This is a genomic window from Sphingomonas sp. CCH9-E2 (assembly GCF_001557215.1).
Lineage (GTDB): Bacteria > Pseudomonadota > Alphaproteobacteria > Sphingomonadales > Sphingomonadaceae > Sphingomonas.
This window is the reverse complement of the sequence record NZ_LSJM01000078.1, coordinates 1-14796: the sequence shown is the minus strand read 5'-3', so window position 1 is coordinate 14796 and position 14796 is coordinate 1. Positions and strand designations below refer to the sequence as shown.

Genomic DNA, 14796 nt, shown 5'->3' with positions numbered 1-14796 from the left:
GTCCACCCCGCCGCGGGCAATTTCGACGGGACGCTGGTCAACGCGCTGCTGCACCATTGCCAGGGAAGCCTGTCGGGCATCGGCGGGGTCGCGCGGCCGGGGATCGTGCACCGCATCGACAAGGATACATCGGGCCTGATGGTCGCGGCCAAGACCGATCGCGCGCATGTCGGCCTTGCCCGCCAGTTCAAGGACCATTCGATCGACCGGCGGTACAAGGCGATCGTCTCGGGCCGACCGAAAACGTCAGGCGGCACCGTCGACGCGCCGCTTGCGCGCTCGCCGCAAAACCGCAAGAAGATCGCCATCCAGCCCGGCGGCAAGCGCGCGGTCACCCACTGGACGCTGGTGCGCCCTCTCTACGAGGCGGCTCTGGTCGAATGCCGGCTCGAAACCGGCCGCACGCATCAGGTGCGCGTACACATGGCGTCGCTCGGTCACCCGTTGATCGGCGACCCGGTTTATGGTAGAACGAAGAAAGAACATCGGGAGGCATTGGAAACCATGGGTTTCCGCCGTCAGGCCTTGCATGCCGCCCGGTTGGGGTTCATCCATCCTATCAATAGTAACGCTTTGGCGTTCGATAGCGAAATGCCTGCGGACATGCAGGAACTGATGGATAACCTTATCGTATAGGTGATCTGACCCGTCCGGATGGAGGGTCGACCGGCATCCCTGCCGCTACAGGGGGGAGCCAAATGAAAGGGAGTACAGTGACCATGGCCAGCGGAAGCAACGTCCCGGCGACGATCCCAGCCCTCGGTGGCGAGGCGAGCCTCAACCGCTATCTGGCGGAGATCAAGAAGTTTCCGATCCTCGCGCCCGAGCAGGAATATATGCTCGCGAAGCGCTTTCAGGAGCATGGCGACCCCGAAGCGGCCGCACAGCTGGTCACCTCGCATCTGCGCCTCGTGGCGAAGATCGCGATGGGCTATCGCGGCTATGGCCTCCCGGTCAGCGAGCTGATTTCCGAAGGCAATATCGGCCTGATGCAGGGCGTGAAGAAGTTCGAGCCCGATCGCGGCTTCCGCCTCGCCACCTATGCGATGTGGTGGATCCGCGCCTCCATCCAGGAATTCATCCTGCGCTCGTGGAGCCTCGTGAAGATGGGCACCACCGCCGCGCAGAAGAAGCTGTTCTTCAACCTGCGCCGGATGAAGGCGAAGCTCGACGCGTTCGAGGATGGCGACCTCAAGCCCGAGGATCTGGCCAAGATCGCCAAGGATCTGGGCGTGACCGAAGAAGAGGTCACGTCGATGAACCGTCGCATGGCGATGGGCGGCGACACGTCGCTCAACGTGCCGATGCGCGAGGATGGCGAAAGCCAGTGGCAGGACTGGCTGCAGGACGACAGCGCGCTGCAGGACGAGGTCGTTGCCGAAGCGCAGGAAGCCGATGTCCGCCACGGCATGCTGATCGAGGCGATGGACGAGCTCAACGAGCGTGAGAAGCACATCCTCACCGAACGCCGCCTGACCGACGATCCCAAGACGCTCGAAGAGCTGAGCCAGGTCTATGGCGTCAGCCGCGAACGCGTCCGCCAGATCGAGGTGCGCGCGTTCGAAAAGCTGCAGAAGGCGATGATGCGCCTGGCGGGCGACCGCCGCCTGCTGACCGTCGGCTGAGCGATCGGCCGGGGGGCGGGTGGCGCAGGACGATAGCGGAACGGGCGGATTGCCGCCGGGTGCGTCGCGCCCGGTCCCGCCGCTCGGTCCGCCTCCCCTGCCCGACCTCGACCATCTCGACGGAATCGGGATCCAGCCCGTGAAGCCCAAAAAGCCCCGCAAGCCAGTCGGCCGCCGCATCCTCGGCTGGCTGTTCAAGGGCGCGCTCGCCTTCGTGCTGGTGTCGGTGGCGATGGTCACGCTCTACCGCTTCGTGCCCCCGCCCTTCACGCTGACGATGATGGGCGACATCTTCACCGGCCATGGCGTCACCAAGAAATGGGTGCCGCTCTCCGCGATCGACGCCGACATGGCGCGCGCCGCGATCGCCGCGGAGGACAGCAGCTTCTGCTCCCACTCCGGCTTCGATTATGACTCCATCGCGGCAGCGATGCTGCGCAATGCCCAGGGCGGGAAGGTGCTGCGCGGGGGTTCGACGATCAGCCAGCAGACCGCCAAGAACGTCTTCCTGTGGCAGGGCGGTGGCTATTTCCGCAAGGCGCTGGAGGCATGGTTCACCGTCCTGATCGAAACGATCTGGGGCAAGAAGCGGATCATGGAGGTTTACCTCAACGTCGCGGAGACCGGGATCGGCACCTATGGCGCCGAAGCCGGCGCGCGCCGCTATTTCAAAAAAGGAGCCGGCAACCTGACCCGTGCCGAGGCTGCACGCATCGCCGCGGTCCTGCCCCTGCCCAAAAAGCGCGCGGCCACTTCGCCCAAGGGCTTCACCCGCCGCTATGGCAATGCGATCGCCGCGCGCATCGGCGTCGTCCAGCGTGACGGACTGGATGCATGCGTGCGATAAAGGGCCAAAGCTGGAGGCAAATACATGCTCGATCGCATTGCCAATGGCCGCACCGACCTTGTGTTCGAATGGATCGCGGGCGGCGGTGATCCCGGCACCCGTGTCGATGGTGCATCGCTGATCGGCTGGTGCGCCTATTATGGTGACGTCTCAGCTATCCGTTACCTGCTGGAACATGGCGTGGCGCTGACCGCGCTTGGGGCCAATTTCGAACTCAACGCCGCCGCCTTTCACGGCCACTGGCGACTGTGCGAATTCCTGATCGAACAGGGTTCCGATCCACGCGCGGCGCTGCCCGACACTGGCGAAACGCCGCTTCACGCCGCGCTGTGCAGCTTTGAAAGCATCGAGCACGAACGCGTGATCGCGGTGTTGATTGCCGCAGGCGCCGATCCAAACGCCAAAACGAACCGAGGCGTTGGAACCGGCGCATTCATGCGCCACGCCCGCACGCGCGGAGAAACGCCGCTCCACCGCGCCGCAGCTTATGGCACATTGGCCAGCATCCAGGCGCTGGTCGCGGCGGGCGCTGCCATTGATGCCACCGACGCCAATGGCGACACGCCGCTCGGGTGGGCCAGTTGGGCGTTACGCGACACGCCCGTGTTGCAAGCCTTATGCTTCCCACCGCATCGCATCCATCCGGATCGACAGACGATGCGCGTCAACCTGATCGGGCACCCAGAGGCGCGCCCGCCCCGCTAAGCGAAGCGAGCGCTGCCCGGTTACTTCTTCTCCGCAGGGACCGCCTTGTCGATCGCGTCGCCGGCCTTTTCGGCCGTGTCGCCGACGGCCTGCGCAGCCTCGGTGATTGCCGCGTCCTTCCGGGTCTCGGAATTGTTGCTGAGGAAATAAAAGGCCCCGACGATCACGATCACCAGCGCGATGATTCCCAGAATCAGTCCGCCGCCACCGCCGCGCCGTTCGATCACCGTCGTGCCGCCGCCACGCTCGGTCACGCGCTCTGCGGTGACGCCATCGGTGCGCTCGACAATCCGTTCTTCAGCCATGTCTCATCTCCCAACAGGAACATTGGCGGCCCAACGCGGTGGACCAAATCATTGTTCCCGTTGTGAAATGTTCAGGTGTTTCAGAACGGCAGCTTGAACCCAGGGGGCAGCGGAATCCCGCTGGAAAGCTTCGACATTTCCGCCGACGCCGCCGCATCCGCCTTGGCCCGCGCATCGTTGAGCGCGGCCGCGACCAGATCCTCGACCATCTGCTTCTCGCTGGGCGCCAGCAGCGATTCGTCGATCGTCACGCCGATGATCCGACCCTTGGCGCTCGCCTTGACCTTGACCAGCCCGCCGCCCGACGCGCCCTCGACCTCGATCCCGTCGAGGTTCGCCTGCGCCTTGGTCAGCTCGTTCTGGACGTTCTGCGCCATCGCCATGATGTCTTCGATACTCTTCACCCAAACCTCCTGTTTTCGCGGGTCCAGCCGATCAGCTCGGCATCGGGAAAGGCTTCGAGCGCGGCGGCGACCACCGGCGACGCCAGCACCGCATCGCGCTCCGCCGCCTCGCGCTCCGCGCGCTCTTCGTTCAACGTCTTCTGGCCCGGCGCGTCGGTCACGCGGAGCGACCAGCGCTTGCCTAGCACGCGCCGCAGCGCGCTTTCGAAATCATGGACCAGATCGGCGGGCAGACCATGGCTGCTGACCTCGACCACCGGTTCTTCCAACCGGATCGGACGGACAAGGTTCCGCACGCGCGCGGCGAGATGCTCCTCATGCGCCGCCGCCAGCCGTTCGACCAGTTCGGCCATCGTCCGCGGCGCGGGCGCTTCGGCTGGAGCCGCAGGCGTAGCAGCCGGAGCCGGGCCGCCCATCGGCGCCCCGTCGGCAATCTTGCGCGCCAGCTCGCCCGGATCGGGCAGGGTCGAGGCATGGATCACCCGCAGCAGCGCCATTTCGCACGCCTCGATCGGCAGCGCGGCGCGGATCACCTCGTCATGCCCCTTGAGCAGCAGCTGCCACAGCCGGTGCAGCGCCGGGAAGCCGAGCTTCCCCGCCCATTCGGCCAGCGCCGCGCTCTCCTCGGTCGCCTGGCCCGGGATCACCGCATTGCCGAGCTTGGCCAGCGTCACGCGGTGGACCATCTCGAGCAGCGATTTCAGCACCGCCTGCGGATCGACGCCCAGATCATATTGCCCGCGCAGCGCCGCCAGCGCGCCCGCCGCGTCGCCCGCGATGACCAGCCCGAACAGGTCGCGGATCGCGTTGCGATCCGACAGGCCGAGCATGTCGCGCACCGCATCCGCCGTGACCGCGCCACCCTCCATGCCCGCATGGGCAATCGCCTGGTCGAGGATCGACAGGCCGTCGCGCGCCGACCCTTCCGCCGCACGCGCGATCATCGCCAGCGCCTCGGGCTCGGCCTGCGCGCCTTCCTTCTCGACCACTTCGCCGAAATGCGCGGCGAGCTTTTCCGCCGGAATGCGGCGCAGGTCGAAGCGCTGGCAGCGCGACAGCACCGTCACCGGCACCTTCTGCACCTCGGTCGTCGCGAACAGGAACTTCACATGCCCCGGCGGCTCTTCCAGCGTCTTCAGAAGCGCGTTGAACGCATTCTTCGACAGCATGTGCACTTCGTCGATGATGTAGATCTTGTAGCGCGCCGACACCGCCGAATAGCGCGACGCATCGATGATCTCGCGGACATCGTCGACGCCGGTATGGCTGGCGGCGTCCATCTCGATCACATCGATATGCCGCCCCTCGGCAATCGCGCGGCACGGTTCGCACACCCCGCACGGATCGATCGTCGGCCCGCCCTGCCCGTCCGGGCCGATGCAGTTCAATGCCTTGGCGATCAGCCGCGCAGTCGACGTCTTGCCGACCCCGCGCACCCCGGTCAGCAGGAACGCATGCGCCAGCCGGTCGCGTTTGATCGCATTCCCCAGCGTCTGCACCATCGCATCCTGCCCGATCAGCTCGGCAAAGGTCTGCGGCCGGTATTTGCGCGCAAGCACACGATACACGCTGTCGCGCGGCTGCGGTGGTTCGTCGAGGCCAAGGAGTGAATCGGACATTGCAACCTATCTAGGCGGCGGAGGCGGCTTTGTCGAAGGGGGCGGCACCCGAATCGCCCGCGCGCCCTGCGTGCTGATGAGCGCCCAGAGCAGCAATCCGCCGCCCCAGACCATCGCCGCCGCCGACAGCAGCGCAGCCGCGCTTCCGCCCAGTTCGGTCGCCGTCCCGAAATTGTAGAAGCTGTGCCAGAGCGCCACGGCGGGCACGCTCCCGCGCGAGACCGCCGCCACCTGCGCCAGCACGAACCCGCCGAGCACCAACCCCAGGCCAAAACCGAACAGGATCATCGGCACCGGCATCGCGCGATAGGTGGCGACGATCCAGAACAGCGGCGCGTGCCAAGCGATCCATAGCATCGCCTGAACCAGTATCCCGCGGACCGGGCCGAGCCGCCGCTGCAGTCGCGGCAGCAGAAAGCCCCGCCACCCAGCCTCCTCGCCAAAGCCGTTGACTAGCACTACGACCATGAACAACAGCGGGACCGGCAGAACGGGCAACCCGCTGAACCGCGTCATGCCCACTGGATCGAGACCGAGGTCGATCCAGCGTTGCGTAATCAGCAGCGCGACGATCATCGCCGCAGGAGACAGCGCCAGCGTCCAGCCCCATACACCCTGCGGCAAACGGCATATCCGACGCCACCAGTCGCGCCGCACCGCCGCGCCGCCCGACACCAGCCAACCGGTCAGCCAAGCTGCGCCCATCGGCCCCAGCAGGCCCAGCATATGGCTGGGCAGGCTTCCCGCCCGGACCATCACCCCGTGCAGCGCCATCGGTATCCAGATTGCCCAGGACAGGCCGAATGCCAGCAGGCAGAACAGCGCGATCTCCCGCGCTTCACGCACCCCCTTGGCACCCCGTTGACCGTCTGATTCCACAGGGCGATCACAGGCGAGGCGCGTACAGGGCACCATCCGGAATGTTACGAATTCAACAAAGGGGAAAGGTGGGAGCCGGGACGACCCGACACGAAAATCGTTACGGCTGCTTCCTTCCGGACCTGACCGGGTTGGCGACGGCATCGTCCGCCCGACTCCCGCGGCGCAGATAGGCGGAAGTGTGCGCGATTGCAATGACTCCGCCGCATGTCGCTGCTAAGCCCCTGTCCGATGCGCATTTTGTTGCTGGGCGCCGGGGGGTTCATCGGCCGGCATATCCTGTCCGAATTGCTGGCGAGCGGCCATCAGGTTCGCGCGGTCGCCCGCGACGTGACACGGCTGCGCGAGGCGGAGCCGGGCGCGGAATGGGTCGCCATCGACCTCGCCCGCGCCACCGATCCCGAAGGGTGGCGCGCGCACCTGTCCGGCATCGACTGCGTGGTCAACGTCGCCGGGGTGCTGCGCGGGCCGGAGATGCAGGCGGTGCATGTCGACATGCCGCGCGCCCTCCACGCCGCGTGCAAGCGCGCCGGGGTCCGCCGCGTCATCCTGATCTCCGCCGTCAGCGCGCGGCCCGATGTCGCTACCGACTATGCCGCGACCAAGCTGGCGGGCGAAGCGGCGTTGCGCGAGTCGGGCCTGCGCTGGACGATTTTCCGCCCGTCGCTGGTGATCGCGGAGGGCAGCTATGGCGGGACCTCGCTGCTGCGCGGCCTCGCCGCCCTGCCCTTGGCCCAGCCACTCGCGGGTGATGGCGAGTTTACCTTTTCGCCGATCCATGCCGACGATCTCGCCCGCTCGGTGCGCCTGGCGTGCGAGGATCTGTGGTTCGTCGGCCAGAGCTTCGAACCAGCCGGACCGGAAACGCTCACCCTGCGCGATCTGATGACGCGCTATCGCAATTGGCTCGGTTTCGGCCCCAGCCGCTTCGTCAGCGTCCCGATGCCGGTGATGCGCGCACTCGGCCGGATCGGCGATCTTGCCGGGTCGGGCCCGGTCTCGACCAACAGCCTCGCCCAGCTTGTCGCGGGCAACGCCGCCGATGGCGCCTCCTTCGCCCAGGCCGTCGGCTTCCGCCCGCGCAGCGTGGCACAGGCGATGCGCGACCGCGCCGCCGGGGTGCAGGATCGCTGGCACGCGCGACTGTTCTTCCTCGCCCCCGCGATCCGCTGGGGTCTCGCGCTGCTGTGGCTCGCCTCGGCTTTGCTCGGCCTGTTTGCGGGACGCACGCAGACCCTCGAATGGCTCGCGGCGATCGGCGCACCCGAGGGGGCAGCGCTCCCGCTCCAGATCGGCACCGCCCTGCTCGACCTTGTCATTGCCGCTTTGGTTCTGCGCGACCGCACCGCGCGCACCGCGACCGCAGTGCAACTCGCGGTCGTCACCGGCTACACGCTGGTCCTCACCCTCGGCCTGCCTGCGCTCTGGGTCGACCCGCTCGGGCCATTGCTCAAGAACCTGCCGATCCTGCTGCTGATCCTCGTCCATGGCGCCATCGGAGACCGGCGATGACCTATCTGATCGTCAAATGGGTCCATATCCTCAGTTCGACGGTGCTGTTCGGCTTCGGCGCAGGCACCGCCTGGTATCTGTGGAATGCGCATCGCAGCGGCGACCCTGCGACGATCGCCAGCGTCGGCACGATGGTCGTCCGCGCCGACTGGATCTTCACCGGCACCAGTGGCGTGGTCCAGCCGGTCAGCGGCCTGATCCTGCTCCACCTGCTCGGCATCCCGCTCACCGAAAGCTGGGTGTTGGCCAGCGTCGCGCTCTACCTGCTCGCCTTTGCCTGCTGGGTGCCGGTGGTCGGCCTGCAAATCCGCGCCCGCGACCTCGCCCGCGCTGCGCTCGCCAGCGGCCAGCCGCTCGGCCCGGACTATCACCGCGCGATGCGGCTCTGGTTCATCCTCGGCTGGCCCGCGTTCCTCGGCCTCACCGCCGTCTTCTGGCTGATGGTCGCCAAGCCGCAATTGTGGTGAGTGGTCAGGCGAACAACGCCCCCACCAGCTCCCCCACTTTCGCATGCGCCGCATTCGCCTTCGCCGAATTCAGCCCCGGCGCGTCGAGATAGCAGGTGATCAGGATCGGCTTGCGCCCCGGCGGGGTCGCGATCGCGATGGTGTTGAAATAGCCTTCGCCGCTCGTCCCGGTCTTGTCGCCGACGCGCCAGTCCTTGGGCAGCCCCGCGCGCAGCCGATCCTTGCCGGTGGGCGACGCTTCCATCCATCCGATCAGCTTAGCGCGCGACGCAGGCGTCAGCACATCGCCGAGCAGCAGCCGGTTCATCAGCCACAGCATCGCCTCGGGCGTCGTCGTGTCGCGCACCTCGCCATTGCGGACATTGTTGAGCGACGGCTCGTCGCGGTCCGACCGGGTGAGCTGGTCGCCCGCGTCGCGGATGAACTTAGTCAGCCCGCGCGGTCCCGAAATCTGCCCGAACAACAGGTTCGCGGCGCTATTGTCGCTCATCACCACCGCCGCTTCGCACAGCGCGTCGATCGACAGCGCGCCCTTGGCTAGGTTCGCCTTCACCACCGGCGCATAATCGAGCACGTCCGCCTCGCCGAAGCGGATCTCCCGCGCCAGATCGAGCTCGCCGCGATCCACCCGCGCCAGCACTGCGGCGACCAGCGGCACCTTGAACGTCGAGCACATTGCAAAGCGCGCCTCGGCCCCGTCCGAAAAACGCCGCCCGGTGCCGCTGTCATAGACGGCGACGCCCAACCGCGCGCCGGTCTCGCCACGGATCCGGTCGAACGGCCCCACCTTTTGCGCAAAGGCGGGAACAGCGGCGAGCGCGGCGGCGCCCGCAATCACAGTGCGGCGAGTCGTCATCATCATCGTCCCTGCATATCACGATGTTCTGAAGGCAGGCTGACCGTCAGCCCGTCTAGATCCGGTGTCAGCACGATCTGGCACGACAAGCGGCTGGTCCGCGTTGCCCCGACGGCAAGGTCGAGCATATCCTCTTCCTCCTCGCTCGCCCGCGGCAGCCGCGCGAAATCCTCCGCCGCCACGATGACGTGACAGGTGGAGCAGGCCATCTGCCCCTCGCACGTCCCCTCCAGCGGCATACCCCGCGCCTGGCCGATCTCGAGCAGCCGGTCGCCCGCCGCAGCCTCGGCTTCGACGGCCAGATCGCCGTCCGGCGTCAGGAACCGCACCTTGATCATCCCGCGATCCGCTGCGCGCGCGCGGCTGCGTCGATGCAATGGATGGCGTCCAACAGCTCCTCCTCATTCGTATAGCGTCCAAAGCCCAACCGGATGCTCGACCGCGCCTCGGCGTCGCTCAGGCCCAGCGCTCGCAGCACATGGCTCGGTCGACCCGATCCGCTGGCACAGGCCGACCCGGCCGAAAACGCGATATCGCGCAGTTCCGACATCAGCCGCGCCACGTCCAGCCCCGGATATAACAGGTTGAGATTGCCCGGATAGCGCTCATCCTTCGACCCGTTGAGCGTCCAGCCCGCGCTGCCCAGCGCCTGGAACCCTGCGCGAAACAGCTGCGCGACATGCGCGCGATCCGCGCCGAACCGCTGCTTGGCCAGCGCCGCCGCCGCGCCGAACCCGGCGCACAAGGCGGGCGACAAGGTGCCCGAGCGCCCGCCCGGCTCCTGCCCGCCTCCGTGCAGCAGCGGCTCCAGTTCGACGCCGTCGCGCACCCACAACGCCCCCACGCCCTTCGGCCCATGGATCTTGTGCGCCGACACCGCGACCAGATCGACGCCATCGGGGATCGCGACGCGGCCAAAGCCCTGCACCGCATCGGTCAGCATCAGCGCGCCCGCCGCCTTGCCAAGCTCCGCCAGCGCCTCGACCGGCTGGATCACGCCAATCTCGTTATTGACCAGCATCGCGGCGACCAGCCCGGTCCCCGGCCCGATCGCATCGCGCGCGGCGTTGAGATCGACCAGCCCCTCCGGCCCGACCGGCAGCACCGTCACCGCGCGCCCGCGCCGCGCCTCCGCCGCCACCGTGTCCAGCACCGCGGCATGTTCGGTCGCAATCGTCACGATCCCGCCGGTCGTGCCCTTGATCGCCCAGTTCAGCGCCTCGGTCGCGCCACTGGTGAAGCTCACCGTGCCGCCAGCGGGCATCAGCCCGGCGACCTGCTCGCGCGCCACTTCAACCGCCGCCTTCGCCTTGCGCCCGGCGGCGTGCGCCGAGTGCGGATTGGCGAAATCGTCGCCGAGCCACGGCAGCATCGCGTCGCGCGCCTCGGGCGCCAGCGGCGTCGTCGCCTGATAATCGAGATAGATCATGCCGCCCGCGCCCGCGCTTCCTCGGCGACCGTGCGCCACAATGCCGCGAACGCATCGACCTCCGCTTCGGTCGTCCCGCGCCCGAAACTCACCCGCACCACTTCGCGCAGCGCCGGTTCGTCCCAGCCCATCGCGGTCAGCACATGGCTGGGACGCAGACTGCCCGACGCGCACGCGCTGCCCGCCGACACCGAAATCCCCGCGAGATCGAACCGGATCAGCTGCGCCGCCGACGACACGCCCGGCATGCGATAGGCACCGATCAGCGGACTGCGCGGGCTCGCCGCCCCGACCACCTCGACCCCGGGCAGTGCTGCCTCCAGCCGCGCGCGCAGCCGCGCCATCGCAGCCATGTCCTCCGGCACCGCCAGCGCGGCGGCATAGCCCAAGGCGCCGGGCAGATTCTCGGTCCCCGCGCGATAGCCCTTTTCCTGCCCCCCGGTGGGAAGCAACTTGGCAAAGTCGCGCACCAGCAGCGCGCCCATGCCCGGCGGCCCGCCGCGCTTGTGCGCCGATACCACCACCAGATCGGCCTGTTTGATCGCGGGATCGGCCCCGGCCGGCATCTGCGCCGCATCGACGATCAGCGTGCCGCCCGCCGCATGGACGATCTCCGCAATCTCGGCGATCGGCTGGCGCACGCCGGTCTCGCTATTCGCCCATTGCACGCACAGTGCCGTATCCGGCCCGACCGCAGCCTTCAGCGCCTCGCGGTCGAGTATGCCCTGCGCATCGACCGGCAGCGTCCGCGCCCCCTCCGCCAGCCGCAGCACCGCATCATGCTCGACCGCCGTGATCAGCGTCGCCCGCGCCATGCTCCGCCGCAGCGCGATGTGCAGCGCCTCGCTCGCCCCGCTGGTGAAGATCAGCTCGTGCGGCCAGCCATAGGCACCCGCCACCGCCCGCCGCGCGCCTTCCAGCGCCGCGCGCGCCGCGCGCCCCTCGGCATGCGGCGATGAAGGATTGGCCCAATGCGCCATGCCTTCGATCACCGCGGCCTGCGCCTGTGGCAGCATGGGCGTGGTCGCGGCATGGTCCAGATAGATGCGGTCGGTCAGGAGAATCGTTCCAATTGCTTGTCGGGTCGTGAAGTCTATATAGCCTGCACCCGTTTCCGCGCTACCGCGCGCCCATCATAGAGCAGGTCCACTTTGCCCGAAGTCATCATTCCCGGTCCCGAAGGCCGCCTCGAAGGGCGTTTCGCCCCCGCCCCCCGCCCCCGCGCACCGGTCGCGATGATCCTGCATCCGCACCCCAATGCCGGCGGCACGATGAACAACCGCATCGTGCAGGAACTGTACAAGACCTTCCAGCGCCGCGGCTTCGCGACGCTGCGCTTCAACTTCCGCGGCGTCGGCAAGAGCCAGGGCACGTTCGACAACGGCATCGGCGAACTGAGCGACGCAGCGTCCGCACTCGACTGGGTCCAGAGCTTCCACCCCGAAGCCTCGACCACCTGGATCGCGGGCGTCAGCTTTGGCGCATGGATCGGCATGCAGCTGCTGATGCGCCGCCCGGAAATCCGCGGCTTCATCTCGGTCGCGCCGCCCGCGAACATGTACGATTTCACCTTCCTCGCCCCCTGCCCCAGCTCGGGCATCATCATTCAGGGTGACGGCGACGAAGTGGTGACGCCGAGCGCCGTGCAGAAGCTGGTCGACAAGCTGCGCACGCAAAAGCACATCACCATCCACCACGACACGATTCCCGGCGCCAACCATTTCTTCGAACATGAAATGGACCAGCTGATGCGCAGCGTGGACAATTACCTCGACATGCGCCTCGACCCCAATTCGCCGATCCGGTGACGCGTCCCCTTTTCTCTAGCCCCTCCCGCCTTCGCGGGAGGGGTTGGGGAGGGTCTTCTTCTACTTCTTCTTTCTTGCGTACCGCCGGACACGGACAGCATACTGCGCCCATGAAGCAATCCACCGCGATCAAGATCGCCGCCGGCGTAGCCGCTGCCACCATCGGTGGCCTGTTCCTCTACTCCCGCGCGACCCGCCCGCCGGTGATCAACCCCAAGGTGCCGGAGCCCGCCAAGCCGGTCGACCTGACCCGCTACGCCGGCACCTGGTACGAACTCGCCCGGCACGAGAATCGGTTCCAGAAGGGGATGGATTCGGTCACCGCCGACTATGGCCTGGAGCCGAACGGCAAGGTCAGCATCGTCAACAGCGGCATCCGCACCGGCGAAACCGAGCGCGACGTCAGCGAAGGCACCGCGATCGTCGCGGACGAGGATACCAACGCCAAGCTCAAGGTCTCGTTCTTCGGCCCGCTCTACACCGGCGACTATTGGGTGCTCGACCATGGCGACGCCTATGACTGGTCGATCGTGGGCGAGCCATCGGGCCGCTACCTCTGGCTCCTCGCCCGCGATCCCCGCCCCGACCCGGCCCTGCTTCAGACGCTGCTGGCCCGGGTCGAGGAACTGGGTTATGACCGCTGGGCGCTCCGCATCACGCAGCAGGGTTAGCCAGATCAGCGCCGGGGCGAAGGAGACACCGCATGACGGTTCGCTTCGGTCGCGCCAACCCGATCTTCCGCGTCGCGGACATGACGCGGGCACTGGATTATTACACCAACAGTCTCGGCTTCACGCACAATTGGGGCGACGAAATCTTCGCGGAAGTCGCCCGGGGCGAGGCGGTCGTCATGCTGTGTCAGGACGATCAGGGCAGCGGCCGCGCCTGGCTCTATGTCGGCGTCGACGATGTGGATCGCCTCCACACCGAAATCGTCGCGCGCGGGGCGCGAATCCGCAACGGTCCGTGCAACTACCCCTGGGGCGCACGTGAACTGCATGTCGAAGATCCCGACGGCAACGTCCTGCGGTTCGGCGCGGGTGCCACCGACGCCCCCTGTGGCGACTGGCTCGCGCATGATGGCACGCGCTGGACCCTGCGCAGCGATGGAAGCTGGGTGCGCAGCGATTAGTCCACCGCTACACCGTCCAGATCAGCACATTCCCGACCAGCACCACCGCGCACACGATCATCAGCAGCCCCTTGGTCCGGTTGCCGCCTGCGCCATCGCCCTTGCGGATAATCGTCACCCCGCCCCACACCAGCACCACCGCCGCGATCAGCAGCAGCGAGAGGGTCAGGTTGGCGGCGGTCGACAATTCGGGGCGCATCTCACCCTCCTGCCGCGCTTTCCCGCGCCCGTCGAGTGGCAGGATGGTTAATGCGATTGACTCGCAAAATTCACCCTGCCAAGGGGCGCTGAAAGTTTAGCCTTTCATCGCCCTAGCCAGAAAAGGTTGCGCCGCGCACCGCTGGCATCTAGCCGAGCCCGCAATGTCTGACCGTAACGCCATCCCCCTCGCCCCGTCCGCCGCGCTGACCGTGGAGACCGTGCTCAGCGTCCGTCACTGGAACGAGCATCTGTTCAGCTTCACCATCACGCGCCCGCAAAGCTTCCGCTTCCGCTCGGGCGAATTCGTGATGCTCGGCCTGCCGGGCGAAGGTCGCCCGCTGCTGCGCGCCTATTCGATCGCCAGCCCCGCCTGGGCCGAGGAGCTCGAATTCCTCTCGATCAAGGTGCCCGACGGCCCGCTGACGTCGAAGCTTCAGCTAATCCAGCCCGGCGACCAGCTCTTCCTCGGCCGCAAGCCGACCGGCACGCTCGTCACCGACGCGCTGCTTCCGGGCAAGCGCCTGTTCTTCCTCTCGACCGGCACCGGCCTCGCGCCGTTCCTGAGCCTCGCGCGCGATCCCGACGTCTATGAGATGTTCGACCAGGTCCAGCTGGTCCACTCGGTCCGCCGCGTCAGCGACCTCGCCTTCCGCGAGGAGCTGGAGGCGCAGCTCGCCGGCGACCCGCTGGTGCAGGATCAGGCGCTGGTCCAGTTCAGCTACCTGCCCACCGTCACGCGCGAACCCTTCCCGACCAATCAGCGCATCGGCACGCTGATCGAAAACGGCGCGCTGTTCACCGGCCCCAACATGGCCGGCGAAAAGCGGCTCGACCCCGAAACCGACCGCATCATGCTGTGCGGCAGCATGGAGATGATCAAGGATCTCTCCGCAATGCTCGATCGTCTGGGGTTCGAAGAAGGCTCGAACAGCAAGCCCGGCCATTACGTGATCGAACGCGCGTTCGTCGGCTAAAACCTCCCCTCCCTGAAAGGGAGGGGTTGGGGG

General features: G+C 67.4%; 19 protein-coding genes and 1 other RNA gene. 10 read left to right on the top strand and 10 right to left on the bottom strand.

Annotated elements, in window-relative coordinates; genetic code table 11:
* The 4 genes from AX681_RS04615 to AX681_RS04600 all read left to right on the top strand — a co-directional run.
* Positions 1-636: RluA family pseudouridine synthase (locus tag AX681_RS04615; protein ID WP_066681883.1), on the top strand; the 636-nt coding region annotated here is incomplete at its 5' end.
* Between the two features lie 83 nt (positions 637-719).
* On the top strand, positions 720-1625 hold the full coding sequence (gene rpoH / locus AX681_RS04610) for an RNA polymerase sigma factor RpoH (protein ID WP_066660419.1): 906 nt from the start codon (positions 720-722) through the stop codon (positions 1623-1625).
* A 139-nt stretch (positions 1626-1764) separates the two neighbouring features.
* Positions 1765-2472 carry a monofunctional biosynthetic peptidoglycan transglycosylase gene (mtgA, locus tag AX681_RS04605; protein WP_082737960.1) on the top strand — a complete coding sequence of 236 codons (708 nt, stop codon included), beginning with the start codon at positions 1765-1767 and terminating at the stop codon, positions 2470-2472.
* A gap of 24 nt (positions 2473-2496) precedes the next feature.
* Positions 2497-3177: an ankyrin repeat domain-containing protein gene (locus AX681_RS04600; protein WP_066660416.1), complete on the top strand. Its 681-nt coding sequence runs from the start codon at positions 2497-2499 to the stop codon at positions 3175-3177.
* 20 nt (positions 3178-3197) lie between these two features.
* On the opposite strand, the gene AX681_RS04595 is transcribed toward AX681_RS04600, so the two are convergent.
* The 5 genes from AX681_RS04595 to ffs form a co-directional block, all read right to left on the bottom strand.
* A complete protein-coding gene (locus tag AX681_RS04595) occupies positions 3198-3482 on the bottom strand; it encodes a hypothetical protein (RefSeq protein WP_066660413.1) in 285 nt (94 codons plus the stop codon).
* Between the two features lie 80 nt (positions 3483-3562).
* The gene (locus tag AX681_RS04590) at positions 3563-3886 is read right to left on the bottom strand and encodes a YbaB/EbfC family nucleoid-associated protein (protein WP_066660410.1); all 324 of its coding nucleotides are present in this window, start codon (positions 3884-3886) and stop codon (positions 3563-3565) included.
* Positions 3883-5505, bottom strand: a complete 1623-nt coding sequence (locus AX681_RS04585) for a DNA polymerase III subunit gamma/tau (protein WP_066660408.1) — start codon at positions 5503-5505, stop codon at positions 3883-3885. The genes AX681_RS04590 and AX681_RS04585 overlap by 4 nt, the downstream gene beginning before the upstream one ends.
* 6 nt (positions 5506-5511) lie before the next feature.
* A complete protein-coding gene (locus tag AX681_RS04580; RefSeq protein WP_066660406.1) occupies positions 5512-6351 on the bottom strand; it encodes a CPBP family intramembrane glutamic endopeptidase in 840 nt (279 codons plus the stop codon).
* Between the two features lie 97 nt (positions 6352-6448).
* Positions 6449-6547, bottom strand: an RNA gene (gene ffs / locus AX681_RS04575) — signal recognition particle sRNA small type.
* A 68-nt stretch (positions 6548-6615) separates the two neighbouring features.
* Between ffs and AX681_RS04570 the strand changes: the two genes are divergently transcribed.
* Both AX681_RS04570 and AX681_RS04565 read left to right on the top strand, forming a co-directional pair.
* Positions 6616-7896: an SDR family oxidoreductase gene (locus AX681_RS04570; RefSeq protein ID WP_197421926.1), complete on the top strand. Its 1281-nt coding sequence runs from the start codon at positions 6616-6618 to the stop codon at positions 7894-7896.
* A complete protein-coding gene (locus tag AX681_RS04565; RefSeq protein WP_066660400.1) occupies positions 7893-8363 on the top strand; it encodes a DUF2269 family protein in 471 nt (156 codons plus the stop codon). Before AX681_RS04570 ends, AX681_RS04565 begins: the two co-directional genes overlap by 4 nt.
* A gap of 4 nt (positions 8364-8367) precedes the next feature.
* Here AX681_RS04565 and bla read toward each other — a convergent pair whose 3' ends face one another.
* From bla to AX681_RS04545, 4 genes are read right to left on the bottom strand one after another with little or no spacing between them, the layout of a single operon-like run.
* Positions 8368-9222 (bottom strand): class A beta-lactamase, encoded by an 855-nt coding sequence (gene bla / locus AX681_RS04560; protein WP_197424231.1) that lies wholly within the window; start codon positions 9220-9222, stop codon positions 8368-8370.
* Positions 9222-9557, bottom strand: a complete 336-nt coding sequence (locus tag AX681_RS04555; protein ID WP_066660394.1) for a 2Fe-2S iron-sulfur cluster-binding protein — start codon at positions 9555-9557, stop codon at positions 9222-9224. The genes bla and AX681_RS04555 overlap by 1 nt, the downstream gene beginning before the upstream one ends.
* Positions 9554-10648 (bottom strand): cysteine desulfurase family protein, encoded by a 1095-nt coding sequence (locus AX681_RS04550; protein WP_066660424.1) that lies wholly within the window; start codon positions 10646-10648, stop codon positions 9554-9556. The genes AX681_RS04555 and AX681_RS04550 overlap by 4 nt, the downstream gene beginning before the upstream one ends.
* Entirely contained in the window at positions 10645-11706 is a 1062-nt protein-coding gene (locus AX681_RS04545; protein WP_156442748.1) for a cysteine desulfurase family protein, read from the bottom strand. Before AX681_RS04545 ends, AX681_RS04550 begins: the two co-directional genes overlap by 4 nt.
* 93 nt (positions 11707-11799) lie before the next feature.
* Between AX681_RS04545 and AX681_RS04540 the strand changes: the two genes are divergently transcribed.
* The 3 genes from AX681_RS04540 (at position 11800) to AX681_RS04530 (ending at position 13588) form a co-directional block, all read left to right on the top strand.
* Positions 11800-12456: an alpha/beta hydrolase gene (locus tag AX681_RS04540; RefSeq protein ID WP_066660383.1), complete on the top strand. Its 657-nt coding sequence runs from the start codon at positions 11800-11802 to the stop codon at positions 12454-12456.
* Between the two features lie 110 nt (positions 12457-12566).
* Complete coding sequence (locus AX681_RS04535; RefSeq protein WP_066661922.1) at positions 12567-13127, top strand: lipocalin family protein; 561 nt, start codon at positions 12567-12569, stop codon at positions 13125-13127.
* 32 nt (positions 13128-13159) lie between these two features.
* Positions 13160-13588 (top strand): glyoxalase superfamily protein, encoded by a 429-nt coding sequence (locus tag AX681_RS04530; RefSeq protein WP_066661924.1) that lies wholly within the window; start codon positions 13160-13162, stop codon positions 13586-13588.
* Between the two features lie 7 nt (positions 13589-13595).
* On the opposite strand, the gene AX681_RS04525 is transcribed toward AX681_RS04530, so the two are convergent.
* Entirely contained in the window at positions 13596-13787 is a 192-nt protein-coding gene (locus tag AX681_RS04525; protein WP_066661927.1) for a hypothetical protein, read from the bottom strand.
* 163 nt (positions 13788-13950) lie between these two features.
* Here AX681_RS04525 and AX681_RS04520 point away from each other — a divergent pair, with 163 nt between their 5' ends.
* Positions 13951-14763: a ferredoxin--NADP reductase gene (locus AX681_RS04520; RefSeq protein WP_066661929.1), complete on the top strand. Its 813-nt coding sequence runs from the start codon at positions 13951-13953 to the stop codon at positions 14761-14763.
* Positions 14764-14796 lie beyond the last annotated feature (33 nt).